This is a genomic window from Roseateles sp. SL47, from assembly GCF_026625885.1.
GTDB lineage: Bacteria > Pseudomonadota > Gammaproteobacteria > Burkholderiales > Burkholderiaceae_C > Roseateles.
Genome location: NZ_CP113068.1, coordinates 710,330 through 732,017 on the forward strand (window position 1 = coordinate 710,330; position 21,688 = coordinate 732,017).

Annotated in this window: 19 protein-coding genes; 12 read left to right on the plus strand and 7 right to left on the minus strand. The window is 65.9% G+C overall.

All coding sequences use genetic code 11. From position 1 onward, the window contains the following. Positions 1 to 83: 83 nt before the first annotated feature. Positions 84 to 2,141 (minus strand): ATP-dependent helicase, encoded by a 2,058-nt coding sequence (locus OU995_RS03015; protein WP_267833886.1) that lies wholly within the window; start codon positions 2,139 to 2,141, stop codon positions 84 to 86. 71 nt (positions 2,142 to 2,212) lie between these two features. Here OU995_RS03015 and OU995_RS03020 point away from each other — a divergent pair, with 71 nt between their 5' ends. After that, a complete protein-coding gene (locus tag OU995_RS03020; protein WP_420714800.1) occupies positions 2,213 to 2,587 on the plus strand; it encodes a DUF1304 domain-containing protein in 375 nt (124 codons plus the stop codon). Between the two features lie 52 nt (positions 2,588 to 2,639). On the opposite strand, the gene OU995_RS03025 is transcribed toward OU995_RS03020, so the two are convergent. The 3 genes from OU995_RS03025 to OU995_RS03035 all read right to left on the minus strand — a co-directional run bounded on the left by OU995_RS03025 (position 2,640) and on the right by OU995_RS03035 (position 5,312). Further along, on the minus strand, positions 2,640 to 3,479 hold the full coding sequence (locus tag OU995_RS03025; RefSeq protein WP_267833888.1) for a substrate-binding periplasmic protein: 840 nt from the start codon (positions 3,477 to 3,479) through the stop codon (positions 2,640 to 2,642). A 29-nt stretch (positions 3,480 to 3,508) separates the two neighbouring features. Next, positions 3,509 to 3,958 (minus strand): hypothetical protein, encoded by a 450-nt coding sequence (locus OU995_RS03030; RefSeq protein WP_267833890.1) that lies wholly within the window; start codon positions 3,956 to 3,958, stop codon positions 3,509 to 3,511. Positions 3,959 to 4,217: 259 nt separating this feature from the next. Beyond that, the gene (locus OU995_RS03035; protein WP_267833892.1) at positions 4,218 to 5,312 is read right to left on the minus strand and encodes a hypothetical protein; all 1,095 of its coding nucleotides are present in this window, start codon (positions 5,310 to 5,312) and stop codon (positions 4,218 to 4,220) included. Positions 5,313 to 5,346: 34 nt separating this feature from the next. Here OU995_RS03035 and OU995_RS03040 point away from each other — a divergent pair, with 34 nt between their 5' ends. Then, positions 5,347 to 8,004: an alpha/beta hydrolase family protein gene (locus OU995_RS03040; RefSeq protein WP_267833893.1), complete on the plus strand. Its 2,658-nt coding sequence runs from the start codon at positions 5,347 to 5,349 to the stop codon at positions 8,002 to 8,004. A gap of 17 nt (positions 8,005 to 8,021) precedes the next feature. On the opposite strand, the gene OU995_RS03045 is transcribed toward OU995_RS03040, so the two are convergent. Together OU995_RS03045 and OU995_RS03050 are read right to left on the minus strand one after the other, a co-directional pair. Next, positions 8,022 to 8,939 (minus strand): neutral zinc metallopeptidase, encoded by a 918-nt coding sequence (locus OU995_RS03045; RefSeq protein ID WP_267833894.1) that lies wholly within the window; start codon positions 8,937 to 8,939, stop codon positions 8,022 to 8,024. A gap of 81 nt (positions 8,940 to 9,020) precedes the next feature. Then, the gene (locus OU995_RS03050) at positions 9,021 to 11,189 is read right to left on the minus strand and encodes a sensor histidine kinase (protein WP_267833895.1); all 2,169 of its coding nucleotides are present in this window, start codon (positions 11,187 to 11,189) and stop codon (positions 9,021 to 9,023) included. Between the two features lie 139 nt (positions 11,190 to 11,328). Here OU995_RS03050 and OU995_RS03055 point away from each other — a divergent pair, with 139 nt between their 5' ends. Both OU995_RS03055 and OU995_RS03060 read left to right on the plus strand, forming a co-directional pair. Next, a complete protein-coding gene (locus OU995_RS03055; RefSeq protein ID WP_267833896.1) occupies positions 11,329 to 11,970 on the plus strand; it encodes a helix-turn-helix domain-containing protein in 642 nt (213 codons plus the stop codon). Between the two features lie 14 nt (positions 11,971 to 11,984). Beyond that, complete coding sequence (locus tag OU995_RS03060; RefSeq protein WP_267833898.1) at positions 11,985 to 12,728, plus strand: response regulator; 744 nt, start codon at positions 11,985 to 11,987, stop codon at positions 12,726 to 12,728. 128 nt (positions 12,729 to 12,856) lie between these two features. Here OU995_RS03060 and OU995_RS03065 read toward each other — a convergent pair whose 3' ends face one another. After that, positions 12,857 to 13,192, minus strand: coding sequence for a YrhB domain-containing protein (locus tag OU995_RS03065; protein WP_267833899.1), 336 nt, complete (start codon positions 13,190 to 13,192; stop codon positions 12,857 to 12,859). Between the two features lie 192 nt (positions 13,193 to 13,384). On the opposite strand from OU995_RS03065, the gene OU995_RS03070 reads away from it, so the two are divergent. From OU995_RS03070 to mdcA, 8 genes are all read left to right on the plus strand, one after another. After that, complete coding sequence (locus tag OU995_RS03070; RefSeq protein WP_267833900.1) at positions 13,385 to 13,759, plus strand: hypothetical protein; 375 nt, start codon at positions 13,385 to 13,387, stop codon at positions 13,757 to 13,759. 569 nt (positions 13,760 to 14,328) lie between these two features. After that, the gene (locus OU995_RS03075) at positions 14,329 to 14,616 is read left to right on the plus strand and encodes a DUF2695 domain-containing protein (protein WP_267833902.1); all 288 of its coding nucleotides are present in this window, start codon (positions 14,329 to 14,331) and stop codon (positions 14,614 to 14,616) included. Between the two features lie 786 nt (positions 14,617 to 15,402). Continuing rightward, positions 15,403 to 15,747, plus strand: coding sequence for a hypothetical protein (locus OU995_RS03080; RefSeq protein ID WP_267833903.1), 345 nt, complete (start codon positions 15,403 to 15,405; stop codon positions 15,745 to 15,747). Positions 15,748 to 16,014: 267 nt separating this feature from the next. Further along, a complete protein-coding gene (locus OU995_RS03085) occupies positions 16,015 to 16,941 on the plus strand; it encodes a LysR family transcriptional regulator (RefSeq protein WP_267833904.1) in 927 nt (308 codons plus the stop codon). A gap of 117 nt (positions 16,942 to 17,058) precedes the next feature. Next, a complete protein-coding gene (gene dctP, locus OU995_RS03090) occupies positions 17,059 to 18,069 on the plus strand; it encodes a TRAP transporter substrate-binding protein DctP (protein WP_267833905.1) in 1,011 nt (336 codons plus the stop codon). Positions 18,070 to 18,076: 7 nt separating this feature from the next. Beyond that, positions 18,077 to 18,646: a TRAP transporter small permease gene (locus OU995_RS03095; protein ID WP_267833907.1), complete on the plus strand. Its 570-nt coding sequence runs from the start codon at positions 18,077 to 18,079 to the stop codon at positions 18,644 to 18,646. Next, positions 18,643 to 20,004, plus strand: a complete 1,362-nt coding sequence (locus tag OU995_RS03100) for a TRAP transporter large permease (protein WP_267833909.1) — start codon at positions 18,643 to 18,645, stop codon at positions 20,002 to 20,004. The genes OU995_RS03095 and OU995_RS03100 overlap by 4 nt, the downstream gene beginning before the upstream one ends. Before the next feature lie 10 nt (positions 20,005 to 20,014). Next, entirely contained in the window at positions 20,015 to 21,685 is a 1,671-nt protein-coding gene (gene mdcA, locus OU995_RS03105) for a malonate decarboxylase subunit alpha (protein ID WP_267833910.1), read from the plus strand. The last annotated feature ends 3 nt before the right edge of the window (positions 21,686 to 21,688 follow it).

Sequence of the window (21,688 nt, forward strand, 5' to 3'; positions counted from 1 at the left end):
TTGGAAAATCGCCACCGGCGTGTGGCGCTCAGGCACCTGCGAAACGCGCGGCCCCACCGTCGATGGCTGCAGGGGCCGTGCCCTCAATCCTTGGCGTTCGCCGCAGCCGCCGCCGACGCCGCTGCCTTGGCGGCCAGTTGCTCGCGCATGCGTTTGAGCTTTTCGCGCGGGTCTTCCTTGATGCCGCTTTCGTGCAGTTTCATCTCGGCGATGAAGCGGCTGGGCACACCAATCACCGTCTCGCGGTTCTTCTTGCGCCGGCGCAGGGTGCTGACGGCCAGGGTGCGCCGGGCGCGGGTGATGCCCACATACATGAGGCGGCGCTCTTCTTCCACACGCGCGGGCGTCATGTCTTCATCTTCCGACTTGAAGGGCAGCAGCCCTTCATTCACACCGGCCAGGATGACATGCGGCCATTCCAGGCCCTTGGAGGCATGCAGGGTGGTGAGCACCACCTGGTCCTGCTCTTCCTTGCGCTCGGCCAGTGACAGGATGACGCTGATGGTCTGCGCCACTTCCAGCAGGGATTGGCGCGGGCTTTCCGTGGTGATGCCGCCCTCCGTGGAAATCTCGCCGCCGCAGCGCTTGGCCACCCAGTCCACAAAGTCCAGCACATTGCCCCAGCGGGCCGCCGCCACCTTCTCGTTCTCTTCGTTGTCCAGCAGGTGCTGCTCGTAGCCGATGTCCTTGAGCCATTCCAGCATCAGCGCCTTGCCCTCTTCCGCGCCGATGGTGTGCCGTGCGCGGTATTCCAGGTCGACGATGTAGCGGCCGAATTCGTGCAGGCCATGCAGCGCCTTGCTGGAGAGCGTGGCCTTGAGGGATTCAGCAAACAGCGACTCGAACATCGAGAGCTTCCACTTGGCGGAGAAGTCGCTCAGATGGCCCAGCGTCTGGTGGCCGATGCCGCGCTTGGGGGTGGTGACCGCGCGCAGGAAGGCCGGGTCGTCGTCCTGGTTCACCAGCAGCCGCAGCCAGGCACAGAGGTCCTTGATCTCGGATTTGTCGAAGAAGCTCTGCCCGCCGGAGACCTTGTAAGGGATCTCGGCACGCCGCAGCGCCTGTTCAAACACCCGCGCTTGATGGTTGGCCCGGTAGAGGATGGCGAAGTCCGAGAACTGGGCCGTGGGATGCTGCGCACGCAAGGACTGGATCCGCGCGACAGCCCGCTCCGCTTCATGTTCCTCGCCGTCGGCCTCGACCAGCACGATCGGGTCCCCCTCGCCAAACTCACTCCACAAGGTCTTGGGGAAGAGCTTGGGGTTGCTCCCGATCACATTGTTGGCCGCCCGCAGGATGGCGCTGGTGGAGCGGTAGTTCTGCTCCAGCGGAATGACCTTGAGCTGGGGAAAGTCCACCGGCAGCTTCTTCAGGTTCTCGATGGTGGCGCCACGCCAGCCGTAGATGCTCTGGTCATCGTCCCCCACCGCCGTGAACATGGCGCGTTCGCCCACCAGGCACTTGAGCAGTTCGTACTGCACGGCATTGGTGTCCTGGTATTCGTCCACCAGCACATAGCGCAGCGTCTCCTGCCACTTGCCGCGGGCTTCTTCGTTGGTCTGCAGCAGCTTGAGCGGCAGGCCGATAAGGTCGTCGAAATCCACGGCCTGGTAAGCCGTCAACCGTTCCTGATAGCGCTGCATCACCACCGCCGCCGCACGCTCCATGTCGTCCTTGGCATAGGCCAGCGCCTGCTGCGGGCTGAGGTTCTGGTTCTTCCACAAGGAGATGGTCCATTGCCAGCTCTTGGCCGTGGCCGCATCCGTGGTGCCGCCCGCATCCCGCAGCACCGACAGCACATCATCCGAGTCCAGGATGGAGAACTGTTCCTTCAGCCCCAGGTGCCGGCCGTCTTCCCGCAGGATGCGCACGCCCAGCGAGTGGAACGTGGAAATCACCAGCTCCTGCCCCGCCTTGTTGCCCACCATGTGCCGCGCACGCTCCCGCATTTCCTGCGAGGCCTTGTTGGTGAAGGTGATGGCAGCAATGTTCTTCGGCCGGTAGCCCTCCGACAGCAGCTTGGCAATCTTCTGGGTGATCACCCGCGTCTTGCCCGAGCCCGCTCCGGCAATCACCAGGCAAGGGCCGGCCAGATGGTGCACGGCAGCCAGCTGGGCAGGGTTGAGCAGGAACTCGGACATGGTGGAATTCAGGGGGAAGGAACTTCAGCGGGCCAGGGATGATAGCGGGGGGTAAAGTGCGGAGCATGAACGTGACCATCCTTCTTGCCAATGTCGTCACCGGTCTGGTGGCTTTGATCCATGTCTACATCCTGGTGCTGGAGATGTTTCTCTGGACCACGCCCAAGGGGCGCAAGGCCTTTGGGCTGACGCCGGAATTCGCTCAGGCGTCGAAGGTGCTGGCCGCCAACCAGGGGCTCTACAACGGCTTCCTGGCAGCGGGGCTGATCTGGGGTCTGCTGCTGGGGGCGTCCGGCTTGCCGGTCAAGCTGTTCTTCCTGGGCTGCGTGCTGGTCGCCGGCTTGTATGGGGCCGCCACCGCCAGCCGCAAGATCCTCTTCATCCAGGCCCTGCCGGCGGCGGTGGGTCTGCTGTTGTTCGGGCTGGGCAGCACGCTGGCGGGTTGAGGTTGAAGTGCAGGCGGTGGGCTCTGGCCGACCGCTGCAGGGCCATTGCCGCTTAATCCGGTAGCGCCACTCCGCGTCTTGCGGCCATGCGGGCCAGTTCGCCGCTGGCCCGCAGGCGCTGCATGCCTGCGTCCACCACCACCTGCCATCCAGCACCGGCGGCATCATTGCTGAACGCAAAATGACCGCGCATCCGCGCAAACGGTGGGTGGCAAAGCTGCACGGCATCGGCGAGGCCCAGTTCCTGAATCACCGGGTCTGAATTGCGCTGGTTGGCAGCAATCAGATCCAGCCGCCCCAGTTGCAGCATGCGCAGGGCGGTGGAGAGATCCCGCACCACCGTGACATTGAGCAGTCGTCGCGCTTCCTCAAAGCGGTCCCCGTAGACCCAGCCCTGCACCGCCCCGATCTGCAGGTTGCGCACGGCAGCGAAGTCGTCCCGCCAGAGTTCCCGCTCACGCTGCCGGGCATAAAACACCAAGGCATCTTCGTAAAACGGCTGGCGTGAGAACCGCATGCGAAGTTCGCGCTCGCGAGTGCGGTAGGGACCCACCAGGATCTGCGCCGGCCCATGCTCGATCATGGCCTGGGCCCGCAGCCAGGGATAGAACTCATAAGACGGCGTAAAACCGGCCGGTGGGAGGATGGCGTCGAGGATGTCTACTGCGAGCCCTGTGGGCCGTGCATCGGTGCCGGGCGTGGTTCCGGACGTGGTGCCGGACGAATGGCCAGAGGACGTGCTGGATGCGGGCTCGAAGAGGCGGGCGAAGCGGGTACCGGCCACGAGCACGGTGCGCGACGCGCTTTTGGCCTCCTGCGCCCATCCGTCCACCGCCGACCATGCCAATGCCGGGACGGCAGTGAGCGGAAGGAGGTGGCGGCGGCGCAGCATGTGAGCGGATGATAGGGGCGCCGTATCGCTCACAGCAATGCCGCATCCGGGGCCGGAACGAGCAGAGCGTCACGCAAGGCGTCGCCCGGCCAGGGGATGCCGGTGGCCCCATGCACCGCAAAGGCCGCCCCCAGCACTTGCTGCACCTGCAGCAACTCCGCACCGCTGACATCCGCCCCCACCAGAAACACCCGACGGTCCCCGATGGCCTGCGACCGCAGCCCATACAGCCGCGGCTTGACCCGCATGCAGTAGCGGTCGGCCAGTTCCTGGCCCATCAGCGCGGGCAGTCGCATCAGGTAGTGGCCGGCCCGTCGGTCCTGCGCCCAGAAGCGCGGCAGCGGCCGACCTTCCCGGGCCGCCTCGGCACAGTGCGACAGCGCCTGCGCCACCCAGGGGGCGCAGCGATCGTCCTGCCGCGCGTCCCGGTCACAGCGAGCCCAGTCCCGGCCGGACATCGGTTTGATTTTGAACACCATGGATTTTCCTTCGTCGCGGCCGGGGGTCTGATCCATCAGCCCGGCCACCTTGATCGCTGGAGACCGGGCCCATGACAGGCCTCGATCCATCAGGAAAATCGTAGGTTCAGGGATGCACCTCGCGCAATTCGCTACAAGAGGTGGATCGACTGCCTGTCAGCACTAGCAGGAATAAGGCAGTCAACACCAATCCGACAAGGTGTCTCACGACAACTTAGAGGGTTCAACAGGGGTCCGAAAGAGCCCCTGCGGCGGCGAATCAGTGGGTTCGCATCAGCAACCAGACCAGCAGCACCGCCACCGCCAGCACAGCAACCAGGCCGGCGATGCGCTCGGCCCAGGACGTGCCGGGTGGCTTGAGCGCGGGGGGCGGTTCCGGGGCCAGCGGCATGGAGGATGAGGGGCGGGCGCCCGAGCCTGGCAGCGGCACAACGATGCGGCTCATTCCTCCGGGATGCGGCGACGCCGTGTCGGCCAGCCAGTCGCTGACAGCGCGGGCCAGCGCGGCCCGGTCCGGGAAGGTGTGGCCGTCGGTCATGGCCCGGTCGAGCAACCGGTCCAGGCTTTCGCGATGCGCCGCCGACAGCGACAGCCACGACTGCAGCGACGCCACCGGCGTGGCCGCCGCCTCGATGGCCACGCTGTCCACCCGCCCGTCGGGCAGGCCGTCCTTGCGAGGCAGGCGTCCGTTGATCAGCAGGCCGAGCAGTCGGCCCAGGGCATGGGCCTCGCTGCGTGCATCCGGGCGGGCCCCCTGGCGCTGGCGCGGGTCCGCCAGCGGCTCGGCCGCGCGCACCAGCGTGGCGGGTGCTTCGGACCCCCTGGGCGCCAGGCCCTGGCCCAGCCAGCACAGTTGCTGGGTGGGGCTGAGCCACAACATGCCGGGGTCCAGTTCATGCAGCACCAGCCCGTGCGCCTGCGCCGCATCCAGCAGGGTCACCAGCTCCAGCAGCAGCTCCATGCGTCGTCGCAGCGGCAAGGCCATCGCCACGCGCATCAGCGGGGCGCCTTCCATGGCGGGCACCACCAGATAGGGGCTGCCCGACGGGCTCAGCCCGCAATCCATCGGCGCCCCCCAGCCGGGAACTGTCAGCCGGGCCAGGGCATCTGAATCCTCGGCGAATCGCATGAGCACCGCCTGGGCATCCGCCTCGCTGCGGTAAACAAGGGCCAGGCCCGCTTCCCCCGCCGCCAGGGCATGTTCCACCCGGAACCAGTGGCCGGAACCGACCTCAAACAGCGGCGCCGTCACCCGCCAGACGCCCAGGCGTTCGCCCACGGCCGGCAGGGCCGCAGCCATGCGCGAGGCGGGGTCCGGCGGCACAGCCCGGGAATGTGGGGTGGGGTCGGTCATGGGCAGGGATCCTAGCGCAGCGATACTTGAGGGCATGCCCCCGTTTCGGGGCCTGCCGCCGCCCTTGCGGGCTGGCGCCGACTGCCATCGCTATCGTCTGGTCATGCTGCCGTTGCCTTGCCTGCATCTTCGCGCCCCCTCTCCCGCCCCGAAGGACGGTGCCCGCCTGCTCCGATGGCCCCTGCCCGGCTGGCCGAGGCGTCTGGTGGTGTCGGCCCTGAAGAGGCTATCGACGCTCTCTGCACTGCTGGCCCTCAGCATCGGCCCCGCCGCTGCACAGGCGGCGCCCTCCACCTACAAACAGCCATCGCCAGCCATCCGGGAGCTGCTGGATGCACCGCTGCCCCCCCGCTTGCTGCCCTCACCGGACCGGCAGTCGGTAGCGCTGATCGAGCAACGCCGCTACACGCCGCTGGAGGAACTGGCGCGCCCGGTGATGCGCCTGGCCGGTGCCCGCTTCGACCCACGCAGCGCCACGCCGCAGAACATCGTGGGCATCCTGCATCTGAAGCTGCGCCCCTTGCTGGAACCGGATGCGGTGGAACGGGTGGTGGAGCTGCCGGCCGGGGGCTTGTGGCACAGTTTTGCCTGGGCCCCGGACGGCCAGCGCTTTGTGCTGGCGCGCCGCACCGAGACCGGCGACGAGTTGTGGGCCGGTGCCACGAGCAACGGCCAGCTCTGGCGCATCTACAACGTGCGGCTGAACAATTCGATCGACCCGGACGATCTGGCCTGGCTGAGCGCCCGCGAAGTGGTGGTGCTGACGGTGCCGGACCAGCGCGGCACCCCGCCCTCCCGCCAGCAGACCGGGCCGGTGATCCAGGAAAACCACGGCAAGGCATCACCCGAGCGGACCTATCCGGACCTGCTGCGCAACCCCGCCGATGAAGACACCTTCGAGTACTACGCCCGCTCCCAGCTGACGCTGGTCGACATCTCCACCGGGCAGAGCCGCGACCTGGACAAGCCCGGGCTGTTCACCAGTATTTCGGCGGTGGGCAACGGCCAGGCGCTGCTGACCGAACGGGTGAGCCGCCCCTTCAGCTACAGCCTGACCTTCGATGACTTCCCGACCGTGGTGGAGATCCGCCAGCGCGACGGCAAGCTCATCCGCGAACTGGCCCGCATGCCGCTGAAGCAGGGCGTGGCCATCGACGGTGCGCTGCCTGGTCCGCGGGTGTTTTATGCCTCCCCCACCAAAGATGCAGCGGTCTACTGGGTGGAAGCGCTGGATGGCGGCAATCCGGCCGCCAAGGCCGCCTTCCGGGACCGGGTGATGCGGCTGGACCCGCCCTACACCGGCGAGCCGTTTGAGGTGCAGCGCATGCCCTACCGCTTTACCCGGCTGCGCTTCCTGGACGACGGACAGCATGCCTTGCTGACCGAAGAGGACCGCAGCCGGGGCTGGACCCGCACCTACCTGCTGCCCTTGCGCGGCACCCAGAGCCGGCCGCTTTTTGAGCATTCGGTGCGGGAGCGCTACCGGCATCCGGGCGTGCCGCTGATGCGCACGCTGCCCAACGGACAGCAGGCGGTGCAGACCCTGGGCGGCGACCTGCTGCTGGTGGGCCAGGGCGCCAGCCCGCGCGGGGATCGCCCCTTCCTGGACAAGATCTCCCTGCGCGACCTGAGCGTGCAGCGTTTGTTCCAATCCGCCGACGGGGTGTATGAGCTGCCGCTGGCCGTGCTGGACGACAAGCGCCTGCTGACCCAGCGCGAGGCCGAGCATGAGCCGCCAAACCTGCTGCTGCGGGAGGCCGGCAACAGCACGGGGGGTGGCAATCGCGTGGTGGCCCTGACGCGACTGAAGGACCCCACACCGCAGCTGAAGGCCGTGCGCCGCGAACTGGTGACCTTCAAGCGCAGCGACGGCGTGGAGCTGTCGTTCTGGATGTACCTGCCGCCCGACCTGAAGGAGGGTGAAAAGCGCCCGGCCCTGGTGTGGGCTTACCCACTGGAATTCAACGACGCCGCCCTGGCCAGCCAGCTCAGCGGGTCCCCGGGCCGGTACATGAGCTTTTCCTCCATCAGCCCGCTCAACCTGCTGATGGATGGGTATGTGGTGCTGATGGACGCCACCATGCCGGTGGTGGGAGATGCCCGCACGATGAATGACAACTTCATCGAGCAAATGACCATGAATGCGCGGGCCGTCCTGGACAAGGCAGAAGAGTTGGGCGCGGTGGACCCGCGCCGGGTGGCCATCGGCGGCCACAGCTACGGCGCCTTCATGACGGCCAACCTGCTGGCGCATACGCGGCTCTTCCGCTGCGGCATTGCCCGCAGCGGGGCCTACAACCGCACGCTGACGCCCTTTGGTTTCCAGAGCGAGCGCCGGTCCCTGTGGGACGCCAAGGACGTCTATCTCAAGCTTTCACCGCTGCTGTTTGCGCAGCAGATCAAGGAGCCGCTGCTGCTGATCCACGGCGAGGCGGACAACAATTCCGGCACCTTCCCGGCGCAGAGCGAGCGGCTGTACCAGGCCATGGCCGGCCTGGGCGGCACGGTGCGGTATGTGCTGCTGCCGTATGAGGCCCACGGCTATGCGGCGCGGGAATCCGCCGGGCAGGTGCAGTGGGAGATGAGCCAGTGGCTCAAGGGCTGCGTGGGCGACCCCAGGCCCGGCGTGGCCGGCAGCGTTGCAGTGCAGGCAGAAGACCGGGCGTCGGTGGCCAAGGGCGGTACGCGCTGAGGTCTGGCTTCTCCCCGTCAGAGCGACCGCGTCTGGAAGGTGTCGCAGTCGCGGATGCTGCCCTGCGCCAGCCCCCGCTTGAACCAGCGCTGACGCTGCTCACTGGTGCCATGGGTGAAGCTCTCCGGCACCACATCACCACCGGACCGGCGTTGCAGCGTGTCGTCGCCGATCTGCGACGCCGCATTCAGTGCTTCGTCGATGTCGCCCGCCTCCAGCCAGCCCTTGGACTGCTGTGAGTGATAGGCCCACACCCCCGCCAGGCAGTCCGCCTGCAGTTCCACCCGCACGCTGGTGGCATTGGCTTCGCGCTCGGACTGGCGGCGACGCAGCGCATCCACCTTGTCGGTCACACCCAGCAGGTGCTGCACATGGTGGCCCACCTCGTGGGCGATCACATACGCCTGCGCAAAGTCGCCGGGGGCGCCCAGCCGTTCCCGCAGGGTGCGATAGAAGCTCAGGTCGATGTAGACCTTGCTGTCGCCAGGGCAGTAGAAGGGCCCCATGGACGACGCCCCTCGGCCGCACGCCGTCTGGATGCGGCCGGGGAACAGCACCAGTCGAGGCGGCTGATAGGCCTGACCCGCCGCCTGGAACAGCCGGCTCCAGACGTCCTCGGTATCGGCCAGCACGATGGAGACGAACTTGGCGCCCGCGTCCTGCGGGTGGGCGGCCGGTCCTGTCGTCCCTGCAGGGTTGGCCGGGTGGGTGCGGCTGTGCTGCGGCGCCGGCGACCCATGGCCACCGCTGGTCAGCCCCAGCAGGGTCATCGGATTGATGCCGAAGATCCAGCCCGCCACCAGCGCAATCACCACGCCGCCCAGGCTGAGCCCGCCGCCGATGGAGAAACCGCCCCCGCCCCCGCCCCCGCCGCCGCCGTCACTGCCGCGCATGTCTTCAACGTTGTCGCTTTCGCGCTGTCCTTCCCACTTCATCGTGCACTCCTGGACCGGGCCGAAGGGCCGGCACATTGATTCATCCGCCGCGGCCAGGGCAGCGATCGTGCCTGACAACGGTCACGCGATTGTGGCGTGACCGGCCCCCGGCGGCGGCAACACCAGATGGAATTCCGCACCGCCCCCCGGGCGGTTGGCCGCATAGAGGCGTCCGCCATGCAGATCCACGATGCGGCGGCTGATGGCCAGGCCCAGCCCGGTGCCGCCCGAGCCGTCCTTGGTGGCGCTGGACTGCACAAACGGGTCGAAGATCCGGTCCAGCTCATCGGCTGGAATGCCCGGTCCTCGGTCGGCGACGCAGAGATGCAGATCCTGCGAGGAGGCGTCCACCCAGCCGGTGATGTCGATGGTGGAGCCCGGCGGCGAGAACTTGATGGCGTTGGCCAACAGGTTGCGCAAGGTCTGCTGCAGGCGCACCGGGTCCACCCGGACCGGCAGCGGCTGCGGCATCTGCTGCGCCAGCTCCAAATAGCGATTCACCCACAGCGGCTCCAGTTCATGCGCCACATCGCGGACCAATTCCCGCAGGTCCGCCGGTACCAGCTCAAAAGCGCCGAGCGAACTCTCCAGCTTGGACACGTCCAGCAGGTTGTTGACCATGGACAGCATGCGCTGCCCGGATGCATGAATGTCTTCGAACATCGCCTGCAGCCGGGCCGTCTCGCGGCTGCGGCCCATGCCAAGTTCGGAGAACCCGAGAATCGACTGCAGCGGCGTGCGCAGCTCATGGCCGATGTTGGCCAGGAATTCGGTTTTCAGCCGTGAGGCTTCCTGCGCCGCATCGCGGGCCTCTCGTGCCAACCGTTCGGCACGGGCATGTTCGGTGACATCCACCGCGCTGCCCGCATAGCCGTCCTGGCCACTGTCCCGCTGCAAGGGCACGATGGCAATCAGATAACGGCGCGGTTCACCGTCGCCGTTGCGCAAGGTGGCTTCGACGCTGCGGGGGCCGTCCTCGGCCGGCTGGAACAACGCATCGATGGCGGCACGGTCGCCGGGCTCCGCCAGTTCGGACAGACAGCGGCCCAGCGCATCGTTCACCTGGCCGCGATGCAGCGTGGTCCAGCGGGCATTCACGAAGGTGATGCGGCCGTCCCGGTCGGTGCGGAAGATCAGTTCCTGCACACTGCGCAGCAGCACCCGAAGGTCCCGCTCCCGCTCGGCCAACTGGGCATGCGCCTGCTGCAGCGCGTCCAAGGCATCCGCCCGCGCCTGCAGGCTGCGCCGCACGATGATGGTGGAGGCAGTGATGAGACACAGGGCCAGCACACCGGTCATCACCGGCCCCCACAGCCCGGCCCGCCAAGGCCCCAGCACCTCCGCCTGCGACTGCTCCACCGCCACCACCAAGCCGCGCCGGGGCGAGGTGCGGTAGCTCACCAGCAGATCACCGGGCAAGGCGCCGAAGCCGGCATAGCTGCCGTTGTCAGCCCCCGCCTGCAGCCGCGCAAACACCGGATGGCCTGCCATCGACTGCCCCGGCATCTGCGGCAAGGTGTCCAGGCCCGCGAGCAACTGGCCGGAACGCGAGGCCAGCCAGACCGCGCTGTTGCTCAGCGGTAGCGCCTGTTGCTGGATCTGGGCCAGCGCTTCCGGATTGATCAACGCCAGCACCCAGCCGGGCGCCTGGGGCTCGGATGGGTGCGGCGCCGGAGACGCCTTCCCGCCGGGCAGTGATGCAGGCATGCGCAGCAGCAAGGGCAGCATGTTCACCGACGCCGGGCGGACGGTACCGCCGTGAACCAGATCCGCCAGCGTGCGGCCGGGCTGGAGCGCCTGCAGCCGATCCTGCCCGGGCGGGGGCTGCCGGTCCAGGCGCTGCATGGGCACCACCAGGCCCACCTCCTCCGCATTGGTACTCACCAGCACCCGCCCGCGCGCATCCAGCACGGCGATGCTGCGCAAAAAGGGCAGACCGACCAGCACGTGATTCATCTGCGCCACCCAGAACGCCTCGGCTTCACGAGGGTGACGCGGGTCGGCCGCCAGCGCGTCACCCAGGGCATGCAGCGTGACGGACACACTGGCCACGGTACGGGAGGCATCCGCCTCCAGCACCTGTGCCAGCAACACCCCGCGCGAAGTGGCCTCCTCCAGCGCCGCCTGCCGATGCCCCAGCACCGGCACCGCCACGGCCACCACCGAAGCAACGGCCAGCACCGCCCCGGCCACCAGCGTGGCGGTGCGGAGGCGTTGCAGCGATCGGACGGCAGGGGCCGGCTGGGTCATTCCAAAGTTCCGGTGGCCCTTGACTGTATCGCCCAAGAAGATCGCCTATCGAACTGTTCCCGTCCAAATATCATTTTTAGCGCTTATAAATCGGAACTGTACCTCTCTACCTAGGGAGAAGATTCGGCAAAATCGGCTCATGATTGCTATTGCACGCCCCCCGGAAGATTTGCAAGAGGACTTCAGCACCCGTGAAGTGGCTCAGCGATTGGGCATGGCCGTGCGGTCAGTCCAGTTAATGGTGGACCGCGGCGAATTGCAGGCCTGGCGCACGCCGGGCGGCCACCGCCGAATTCTGCGCAGTTCCCTGGATGCCTGGCTGACGGGCCGGGGGCTGGCCCCGACCAAGGGCGGCGAGACGCCCACGCCGGCCGAGGCACAGCGCAAGCTGCGGGTGCTGCTGATTGAGGACTCGGTCCACTATCAAAATCTTGTGGCCTTGCTGATTGCGCAGGAGTTTCCGGAGCTGGAACTGCACACGGCGAACGACGGCATCGGTGGCCTGGTGATGTATGGGCAATTGCAGCCGGACGTGCTGCTGGTGGACATTCTGCTGCCCGGCATCGATGGCGCGGCACTGGTGACCAGCCTGCGCTCGCAGCCGCTGTTTGCCCATTGTGAACTCATCTTTATCACCGCCCTGGATGACCAGCAGCGCGAGCCTTATGCGTTTGCACTGGCCAACCTGCCGGTGATCCACAAGCCCCGACTGGTGGCCGAGTTGCCACCGCTGCTGGCAGCCTCGTTGCAGCGACTGGGCTCCGCCGCCAATCCAGCCTGACGATGGGCGGGCGCTTGCGGGTCCTGTTGGTGGAGGATGACCCCTCGCTCCAGCGTTTTGTGGCCATGGCCCTGGAAGACGAAGACGTTCGGCTGCAGGGCTGCACTTCGGTGGATGAAGCGCTGCTTTCGCTGGCGACGCAGGCGTTTGATCTGGTGATCTCCGACCTGATGCTGCCCGGGCGGCATGGCAATGAACTGCTGGCGACGCTGAGTGAGCGCCCGGAACTTCGCGGGCAGGCGATGCTGGCTGTGTTCAGCGCGGGGTTGAATGGGCAGGTGAGGCAGCAACTGGAAGGTTTGGGCGTGAGCCGCTTTCTGGTGAAGCCCTGCTCCTTGGCAGATCTGCGGGCCTGTGTGCAGGATGCGCGGACGCTGAGGGATACCGCCAGCCCGGTGGCACCGGCAGAGGACAGCGCACGCGCGACCGCGTCGGTGCATCAAACGGCCGTGGAAGAATTCTTTGGCGGCAATGCCGGGCTTTATCAGGCATTTTTGGCGCGGTGCCGCGCGCAGTTCCCGCAGGACATTGCGCGAGGGCGTGACGCCGCGCGATTGGGCCAGCATCAACCCCTGAGGCATCTGGCGCACAGCCTGAAGAGCGTGCTGCAGACGCTGGGGTATCCGGATGCGGCAGCGCTGGCGCGGGAATTGGAAGACTTGGCGCAGCAGGCTGGGGAACGGCAGGATGTGGACAGCACAGCCGCCATTCAGGACCGGTGGCTTCGGCTGGAGGCGGAGTTGAGTCGGTTGATTTAAGTTCGCGGAGCTCGGGGGGAGTCGCCCGTTAGCGGGAGGCTGATGGGGCGAGAGGTTGAGCGGGCATTGGCTCGAGAACGCCGATCAGGGGCTGGATTGGATGACGGTTTCAGGCTGGGAGCAGCGACCTACAGCGGACGGCGAACACCGGCACGATATTCACTGAGGTAGTGCTCGATCGGCATGGCGGAGCCAGTGCCATAAAGCTTGCCTTCGTGCCGATCCACGATCAAAGGTGAATTTCCCGCTAGCGAGCAAAGGAAGTCGCCGGTCTCTGCGAACTCCTTGGAGTTGTAAAAATAAACCCAGCCAAAGTCGTGCTCTTCCACCTTGAGCACCACAAGCTGATGGGGCGGGCGATCCCTATTCTCCGGGAGTGCAGCCCCTAGCTGGTCCATCGCCTGCTCCATACCGCGCAAATGGGCGGACAAGGTCGCGTCTGCGGTCTGTTGAGTGATGCTCATACGGCGGGATTTTCCATCCTGGCGAGCCAAAGTTGGATCGGGCTGGGCCGCACCGTGAGCGTGGCCCAGTATGTCTGCGTCGCTGCGAAGGCGAAGTTCGGCTAAAGGCTGGGAGCGGTCGTCGCCCATCGCAGGGAATTCCACCAGTCCAACTGGGCGGCGCGCCTTCAGGTTCTAGGCAAGAATCGGCGAATGGACGACCACGATTCAGTCCGCGCGAAAGTAGCGCAGATATTCATAGAAGCCTTTGGAGAGCGGGCTGCGCTGTTCAGAGGCGGAATTCCAGCCCGCGCCGCCAACGACAAACTTGGCGTTGCGCTGGCGGACGAACTGGACCCGCTAGTGGCGGATGAGGTCGCGTTTCATCTGGTTGACTGGGAGACCGACGCCGCGTTTCTGGTCGCGCTCATGCTGTTTCCCGAACGGTTCACGTCGGCGGAGCTTCAAGCAGCGGTCGATATGTTCCTGGTGCATGTTCCCGCTCACGTTCAGGCGGCAGCTCGCTTGGCCGGCTATGAGGTGCCGAATACTTTCTCTGCAGGCGGGGCCGATGGTGTTGGGCATTAGGTCCCACACATCTGGGAGCAACTCTCAGAGCCACACTGGACGAGAGCTGGAGCTGATGCTGGCAGGGGCAAGGCCCCTTGCCGCGTTTTGTGCTGAGGCAGACTCGTTGCCCTGGAAAGAACGAATTCCTGAGGAGGCATTCGCGGCGTACGTCGCGGCAGCTTCGGATGAACGACCGAGTCCAGTCAACAAGGGCACGGCCGGTATGCGGGGCTGTAATGCAGATATCGAATGCGCTAACCGCCCTGTTCGAACAGCTTGGTAGCCTGCAAAGACGGCAATCGCACGACCAACGGCGGACGCAGGGTTTTGCGGGGTGGCAAGAGGCCAGAAAGCAATGGCAGCATACGACCTACCAGGGACCAATACGGCCACCAAAGCGACATGAAACAGAGTCCAGAAACGACCTGGAAATAATGCCGTACAAATATAAAGACGAACCGCCAAAAAGCGGGGGCTGCACAAGCACTTGAAGGTCTACCGCCCTGCGATGTGAGGGAGACAGCTCCGATGTTATGCGGCAGCTTCTGTCGCCCTTTGACACGTTGAGCGGTCAGAGGAAAAGTCAAATGGAATCGAGCGACCGCGATTTGAAGAAGAACTGGAAGTTGCAGCAGCGCCAACTTGCGCGCGCGGCTTTTCCCGTTGCCGATCAACTCCTCGAATCACTATTTGACTCCGTCGAATCAAATGTGGATGTCCACGGCTGCGATCACTCGCTGCGCTTCACGACGCAATGGATCAGTGAGCATGAGCAGCCCGAGCAACCAATTCTTGAGTGGCTCGCGGCCCATGGCGGTCATTGCGATTGCGAGGTGGTCACCAATGCTGCTGATCACTGGGAGCAGAACTGCTAATGGAAACTGCCGCCCACCATTTCATTGATCGGACCTGCGCCAGCAACGCTGGCTGGTTCGCTGAATGCACCCGTTAGGCATCACAGTGAAGCGCATCCTTGCAGCCTTTCTAGCCACCCTGGCTTGGAACTTGGCAAGCGCTGCTGAGACGCGGCCAACCGGCGCCAATTGCGACCTCGCGCAGCCACCCGCAGAGTCTGGGGAGGAAGGCGGGCACGGCTTTGTCCTTCTCGTCTTTCCGCGAACCGGCGACATCGGCCCCAAGTACTCCGGTTGTCAGACGGTGTTTGTTACCGGTCGGAGCCAGGGCACCCGCTTCGCTTGGGTCGTGGAAGTGTCTCGCGGTGAGCCGATCCGCTTGTGGTCTGCCAGTAGCGAAATGCAAGCGGTTCTTCAATGCCGATACATGAATCGCCAACTTCAGCGGGGAAGTCCAGACGTCTGCCCGCCCGTGGAATCGCTACTGATGCCCACCCAGCCTGCCGGGTGCTTGACCGGAAAGTCTGCGGGTGCGAAATGCGACTACGACGTGGAGTGACGCCCAAGCTTTCATTCCACTGGATGACCTTCTTCCGCCGGTGAATTCAAAGTCAGACCAAGCATTCACACTTTCCCACCCACTCCAACCTTTCGAAGATGAATTCAAAGCTTTCTCTGCTCGCACTCCTTGCGCTGACCGGCTGCGCAAGTTTCTCGCCATCTATCCCAGACACGTACAAAGGTCCTGTCGCGTCGGTCGCAGACACTGGGAGGCAGGAGGACGGAACCAAGGGGCAGTTCTTCGTCTTGACTGAGATCGACGGCCGCTCCATCGAAAACTCGCTGCATGAGACTCGGGTGGCCAGTTCTGGCAAAGGCCTCGCGCTCACCTCGCGGTTTACGACCCGCAATGTCCCAGCCACGGCGCTGAAGGTCAAGCTGATCGGCACGCATCAGACCGCAGCCCCCATCCAGGAGATGGTCGGCAGAGCGGCGGGAACCTTCTTCAGCGTGGATGGAATCGTGGACTTCAAGCCTGTTGAGGGCAAGAACTACATTGTCACGGGAGAGTTGAAGAAGGAGCGCTCCTGCGTCTGGATCCAGGAAGACGGAACCGGGCAGCCTGCTACAGAGAAGGTGTGCTCCAAGTAACCTCAGGCGTGGCCGAACCCTTCGCTCAATCGGCGCGCCAACGTTGAAGGTCGGCCTTCCGGCGTCGAGTTCAAGGAAGTCAGGGACCGCAGTCGTGTCAATGCGGTCTCATGCGCGCTACTGACCGATTCAGACTGACGCGACACTTCGTCTATGAAAGGGTCAGGACTGCTGGTGCAGAGAGCGATTCACCGCCCTCCGGGCGGGGTCGCTCGCAACGGAATTAGCGCCCGGCCGCCTCATCCGCCAACGCTAAGATCCCCCCTTATGGTCGCCCGCATCGACGAAGAGATTACCTTCCGCAAACTGGAGATCCTGCTGGCTTTCTTGGAGGCTGGCAGTCTGGCTCGAGCGGCGGAAGCATTGGGCGTCAGCGCAGTCAGCGTCCACCGCGCCCTCCATTCTCTTGAAACAGGCACGCGCTGCAGTTTGTTCCGTCTGGAAGGACGCAATCTTCAGCCCAACGATGCCGCACATGCCCTGGCCGACGTCGCCCGCGAGGTGCTGCAGACGATGGCGCAAGGCATCCGATCCACGCGGGAGATCGCAGGTTATGCGGCTGACCGCATCCGCATCGGATCGCTTTACTCACTCACCAGCGGTACCGTCCCGGCTCTGATCATGGCGCTCCGCCTGCGCAAGCCCGACATTCAAACCGAGCTGGTGCTGGGTTCCAACCATGAGTTGTTGCGCAAGCTGCGCGAAGGTGAATTGGACGCGGCGGTCATGGGGCAGCCCGAGGGTGCCGCAGACATTGAGTCGCAATTGTTGTTTGAGGACGAGATCTTCTTTGCTGCACCTGTGGATTCGTCGTACGCGGCGCAGTCCCAGATCGACCTGGCGCAGTGCAGCGACGAACGATTCGTGTCGCTCAACGAAGGTTACGTCACCTATGACCGCTTCCGGGACGCCTTCCGCGTCGCTGGCTTCGAGCCCAACGTGGTGATGACGACCAATGACATCTTTTCGCTGATGAACCTGGTCGGCGGCCGCATCGGCTGCACCCTGTTGCCGGGCCGGACCCGCAGCGTGCTGCCGCGCAGCGTGTGTCTCGTGCCGCTCCTGCCCGAGTTCCAGATGCGGCAGAAGATCAGCGTCAGTTTTCTGCGCACCCGCGAGCGCGACCCCAACCTGCTGTCGCTGCTGGCCGCCTGCCGGAGCTACTCGGCTGAACACACAGCGGCTCAGGGTTAACCCACGATCTTTGCGGCCAGCGTAATGGTCGCCGATGGAGGTTGATTGATCGTCCCGGACGGCGCTTTGACACTGCGCCGCATACCGCCACCACAAGGCGGACCCCGGAGACAAGCCATGAACCTCACCCGCCGCCAGTGGCTGGCCGCCACCGCTGCCGCCAGTTGCCTGCCCGCCGCCCAGGCCCAGGCCGGCTCGCTCAAGATCTCGCACCAGTTCCCGAGCGGATCGCTCACCGAGGGCGACTTCCGCGACCGCCTCTGCCGCCGGTTCGCCGCCGAGGTGGAGAAGCGCACCAGCGGCGCCTTGAAGGCTTCGGTCTACCCAGGCTCTTCTCTGATGAAGACCAACGCCCAGTTCTCCGCGATGCGCAAGGGCGCGCTGGACATGAGCCTCGTGCCGCTCTCCTACGCGGGGGGCGAAGTCGCCGAGACCAATGCCGGCCTGATGCCCGCCTTGGTACCCAGTTATGAGCAGGGCGCAGCCTGGAAGACCGCTGAAGTGGGCAAGCTGCTGTCCAAGGTACTGGATGACAAGGGCGTCATCATCGTCAGCTGGGTCTGGCAGGCCGGCGGCGTCGCCAGCCGCGCCCGGCCGCTCGTCACGCCCGACGACGCGAAGGGACTGAAGGTCCGCGGCGGCAGCCGCGAGATGGACATGATGCTCAAGACTGCGGGCGCCTCCGTCATCACGCTGCCATCCAACGAAATCTACGCCGCCATGCAGACCGGCGCCATGGACGCCGCCATGACGTCCTCCACGAGCTTCATGTCCTTCAAGCTGGAGGAGATCGCCAAGCACCTGACCTCCGGTCGCCAGCGTACCTATTGGTTCATGTTGGAGCCGCTGATGATCTCCAAGGAGGTTTTCAGCAAGCTGCCGAAGGCCCAGCAGGACATCATCATGGCCGTCGGGGCCGAGATGGAGGTCTTCGCACGGGACGCCGCCAAGGCGGACGACCAGGCGGCCGCCACCATCTACGCCAAGGCAGGCGCCAAGGTCTACGACATGGACGAACCCACGCTCAAGAAGTGGCAGGCCATCGCGCGCGACACCGCGTGGAAGGATTTCGGCGAGAAGAACGACTCCTGCGCCGCCATCCTCAAGGCCGCCCAAAAACTGCTCTGAGGCCGCGATGAGCCACGGTTTTGAACTCAAGCCGGCAGTGGCCGGCATCGACCCCCACACACCCGCCGTGCTGATGCCGGTGGCCCGCCTGCTGCACTGGGTCAATCACGCGATGGTGGTGCTGGGCATGCTGGCCTTGCTGATCGCCTCCTGCGTCCTGACCTACAGCGTGGTCTCGCGCTACGTCATGAAGGCCTCCACCGACTGGCAGGACGAGGCTGCGGTGTTCTGCCTGGTCGGTGCCACCTTCATGTGCGGCGCCTTCGTGCAGCAGTTACGGGGCCACGTGGGCATCGAGGCGGTCGCCAGCCTGATGCCGCGCGCCGTGAACCAGCTGCGCCTGATGCTGGTCGACCTGCTGTGCACCGCCTTCTGCGGCTTCTTTGCATGGAAGTCCTGGACGCTCTTCCACGAGGCCTGGGCCGAAGGGCAGACGACCTCCTCCTCCTGGGCGCCGCCGCTGTGGATTCCCTACGGCCTGATGGCCGCTGGCATGACACTGCTCACGCTGCAGCTGCTCGTGCAGCTGACCGCCCGACTGAACGGGCTCTTCAAACCGCAAGGAGGCGCACGATGAGCATGCTCGTCCTCGGAACGCTGTTCGGCATCGTCACGTTGTTGTTCATGTTCTCCGGCGCGCCGATCGCCTTCGCGCTCGGCAGCGTCGCCACCCTCTTCATGGCCTTCTTCATGCCTGCCTCCGCGCTGGACACGGTCACGCAGAACGTCTATGAGGAAATGGCCAGTATCACGCTGCTGTCCATTCCCCTGTTCATCCTGAAGGGGGCGGCCATTGGCAAGTCGCGTGCCGGCCAGGACCTGTACGCCGCCATGCATGTGTGGATGGGCCGCATCCCCGGTGGCCTGGGCATTGCCAACGTGTTCGCCTGCGCCCTCTTCGCGGCCATGGCCGGCTCCAGCCCGGCCACCTGCTCGGCCATCGGCAGCGCCGGTATCCCGGAGATGCGCAAGCGCGGCTACTCGCCGGGATTTGCGGCCGGCATCATCGCTGCGGGCGGCACCCTGGGCATCCTGCTGCCGCCGTCCATCACGATGATCCTGTACGCAGTGGCGGCTGAGCAGTCGCTCGGGCGGTTGTTCCTCGCGGGCATCATGCCCGGCGTGCTGCTGGTGGTGCTGTTTGCGGTGTACGCCGCGCTGCGTTACCGCAAGGAGCATGCGCTGGCTGAAGCGGAATACCAGCGCAGCGGGGCAGCCTCCGCGCTGCTCGCCCAGGAGACCTTCACCAGCCGCCAGAAGTTCGAGATGCTGCCGCGCGTGGTGCCTTTTGTGCTGCTGCTGATCGGCGTGATGGTGGCGCTGTATGGCGGCTTCGCCACGCCCTCCGAGACGGCGGGCCTGGGCGCCCTGCTGGCGCTGCTGCTGATCGCCACCATCTACGGCGTCTGGCGGCCCCGCGACGTGGCGCCCATCCTCACCTCCACGCTGAAGGAGTCGACGATGCTGATGTTCATCATCGGCATGTCGCTGCTGTTCTCCTACGTGATGAGTTATCTGCACATCAGCCAGGCGGCCGCCGAGTGGATCGTGGGCATGCATCTGTCCAAGTGGGTGCTGCTGGCTGCGGTGCTGTTGATGGTCATCCTGCTCGGCTTCTTCCTGCCGCCGGTCAGCATCATCCTGATGACCGCGCCCATCATCCTGCCGCCGCTCAAGGCTGCGGGGTTCGATCTGATCTGGTTCGGCATCCTGATGACGATCGTGATGGAGACAGGCCTCATCCACCCGCCGGTCGGCCTGAACATCTTCGTCATCAAGAACATCGCGCCCGACATCGAGTTGCGCGACATCATCTGGGGCGTGCTACCGTTCGTCGTGCTGATGCTGCTTGCAGTGCTCTTGATCTGCATCTTCCCTGGCATCGCCACCGGCCTGCCGAACGCCGTCATGGGTGCGCTGGCAGCCGCGCATTGAGGAGCCGCCAATGAACGCCCCCGCCTGGAACCTGCGCGACCGCGAACGGCGCGAGCGCCTCGCCCGCGCCGCCACCGCGCTCGGCGCCCGCCTGCGCGGCCGACATGTGGCCACCGACGCCGCCGTCGCCCTGCTCGAAGCGGTACTGCAACCCGGCGACCGCGTCTGCCTCGAGGGCAACAACCAGAAGCAGGCCGACTTCCTTGCCGACACGCTGACGCAGCTGGACGTGCAGCGCGTACACGACCTGCACATGGTGCAATCAGTGCTGGCGCTGCCGGCCCACCTGGACGTGTTCGAGAGCGGCATCGCCCGGCGGCTGGACTTCTCCTTCTCCGGCCCGCAGGGCGCCCGGCTGGCGCGGCTGGTCAGCAGTGGCGGCATCGAGATCGGCGCCATCCACACCTACCTGGAGCTGTTCGCCCGCTACTTCGTTGACCTCACGCCCAAGGTCGCACTCGTGGCCGCCCAGGCGGCTGACCGCCACGGCAACCTCTACACCGGGCCCAACACCGAAGACACACCCGCCATCGTCGAGGCCACGGCCTTCTCGGGCGGCATCGTCATCGCCCAGGTGAACGAGGTGTTAGACACCCTGCCCCGCATCGACATCCCCGCCGACTGGGTGGACTTCGTCGTGCCGGCGCCGCGCCCCAACCTGATCGAGCCTCTCTTCACCCGCGACCCGGCGCAGATCAGCGAGATCCAGGTGCTGATGGCCATGATGGCCATCAAGGGCATCTACGCCGAGTACGGCGTGCAGCGCCTGAACCACGGCATCGGTTTCGACACGGCCGCCATTGAGCTGCTGCTGCCCACCTACGGCGAGTCGCTCGGCCTGAAGGGCCGCATCTGCCAGCACTGGGCGCTGAACCCGCATCCTGCGCTCATCCCGGCCATCGAGGCGGGTTGGGTGCAGTCCGTGCATTCCTTCGGTTCGGAGCTTGGCATGGAGGACTACATCCGTGCCCGCTCCGACGTGTTCTTCACCGGCGCCGACGGCAGCCTGCGCAGCAACCGCGCCTTCTGCCAGGCCGCAGGCCACTACGCCTGCGACCTGTTCATCGGATCCACGCTGCAGATGGACCTGCAGGGCAACAGCTCCACCGCCACACTGGGCCGCATCACCGGCTTCGGCGGTGCGCCCAACATGGGCGCCGACGCCCGCGGCCGCCGCCACGCCAGCCCCGCCTGGCTCAAGGCGGGCGGCGAGGCTCGCGCAGGCCGGGGGGGTGCGGCTGGCACGCCCCGCGGCCAAAAGCTTGTTGTGCAGATGGTCGAAACCTTCCGTGAGCACATGCAGCCTGCCTTCGTTGAACGACTGGATGCGTGGACGCTGCAGGAGCAGGCCGGCATGGCGCTGCCGCCGATCATGATCTACGGCGAGGACGTGAGCCACGTGCTCACCGAGGAAGGCATTGCCAATCTGCTGCTGTGCCGCACCGACGAAGAGCGGGAGCAGGCCATTCGCGGCGTGTCGGGCTACACGGCCGTGGGCCTGGCGCGGGACGCCCGCATGGTGGAGAACCTGCGTGACCGCGGCGTCATCCGCCGCCCGGCCGACCTCGGCATCGACCCGCGCGATGCGAACCGCAATCTGCTCGCCGCCCGCAGCATGCGCGACCTCGTGCGTGCCTCCGGCGGCCTGTACGCGCCCCCGAAGCGCTTTCGCAACTGGTGAGGA

Coding starts and splice junctions, on each gene's coding strand:
- OU995_RS03015 (WP_267833886.1), bottom strand. CDS start 2,141: ATGTCCGAGTTCCTGCTCAACCCTGCCCAGCTGGCTGCCGTGCACCAT.
- OU995_RS03025 (WP_267833888.1), bottom strand. CDS start 3,479: ATGCTGCGCCGCCGCCACCTCCTTCCGCTCACTGCCGTCCCGGCATTG.
- OU995_RS03030 (WP_267833890.1), bottom strand. CDS start 3,958: ATGGTGTTCAAAATCAAACCGATGTCCGGCCGGGACTGGGCTCGCTGT.
- OU995_RS03035 (WP_267833892.1), bottom strand. CDS start 5,312: ATGACCGACCCCACCCCACATTCCCGGGCTGTGCCGCCGGACCCCGCC.
- OU995_RS03040 (WP_267833893.1), top strand. CDS start 5,347: ATGCCCCCGTTTCGGGGCCTGCCGCCGCCCTTGCGGGCTGGCGCCGAC.
- OU995_RS03045 (WP_267833894.1), bottom strand. CDS start 8,939: ATGAAGTGGGAAGGACAGCGCGAAAGCGACAACGTTGAAGACATGCGC.
- OU995_RS03050 (WP_267833895.1), bottom strand. CDS start 11,189: ATGACCCAGCCGGCCCCTGCCGTCCGATCGCTGCAACGCCTCCGCACC.
- OU995_RS03055 (WP_267833896.1), top strand. CDS start 11,329: ATGATTGCTATTGCACGCCCCCCGGAAGATTTGCAAGAGGACTTCAGC.
- OU995_RS03065 (WP_267833899.1), bottom strand. CDS start 13,192: ATGAGCATCACTCAACAGACCGCAGACGCGACCTTGTCCGCCCATTTG.
- OU995_RS03070 (WP_267833900.1), top strand. CDS start 13,385: ATGGACGACCACGATTCAGTCCGCGCGAAAGTAGCGCAGATATTCATA.
- OU995_RS03075 (WP_267833902.1), top strand. CDS start 14,329: ATGGAATCGAGCGACCGCGATTTGAAGAAGAACTGGAAGTTGCAGCAG.
- OU995_RS03085 (WP_267833904.1), top strand. CDS start 16,015: ATGGTCGCCCGCATCGACGAAGAGATTACCTTCCGCAAACTGGAGATC.
- dctP (WP_267833905.1), top strand. CDS start 17,059: ATGAACCTCACCCGCCGCCAGTGGCTGGCCGCCACCGCTGCCGCCAGT.
- OU995_RS03095 (WP_267833907.1), top strand. CDS start 18,077: ATGAGCCACGGTTTTGAACTCAAGCCGGCAGTGGCCGGCATCGACCCC.
- OU995_RS03100 (WP_267833909.1), top strand. CDS start 18,643: ATGAGCATGCTCGTCCTCGGAACGCTGTTCGGCATCGTCACGTTGTTG.
- mdcA (WP_267833910.1), top strand. CDS start 20,015: ATGAACGCCCCCGCCTGGAACCTGCGCGACCGCGAACGGCGCGAGCGC.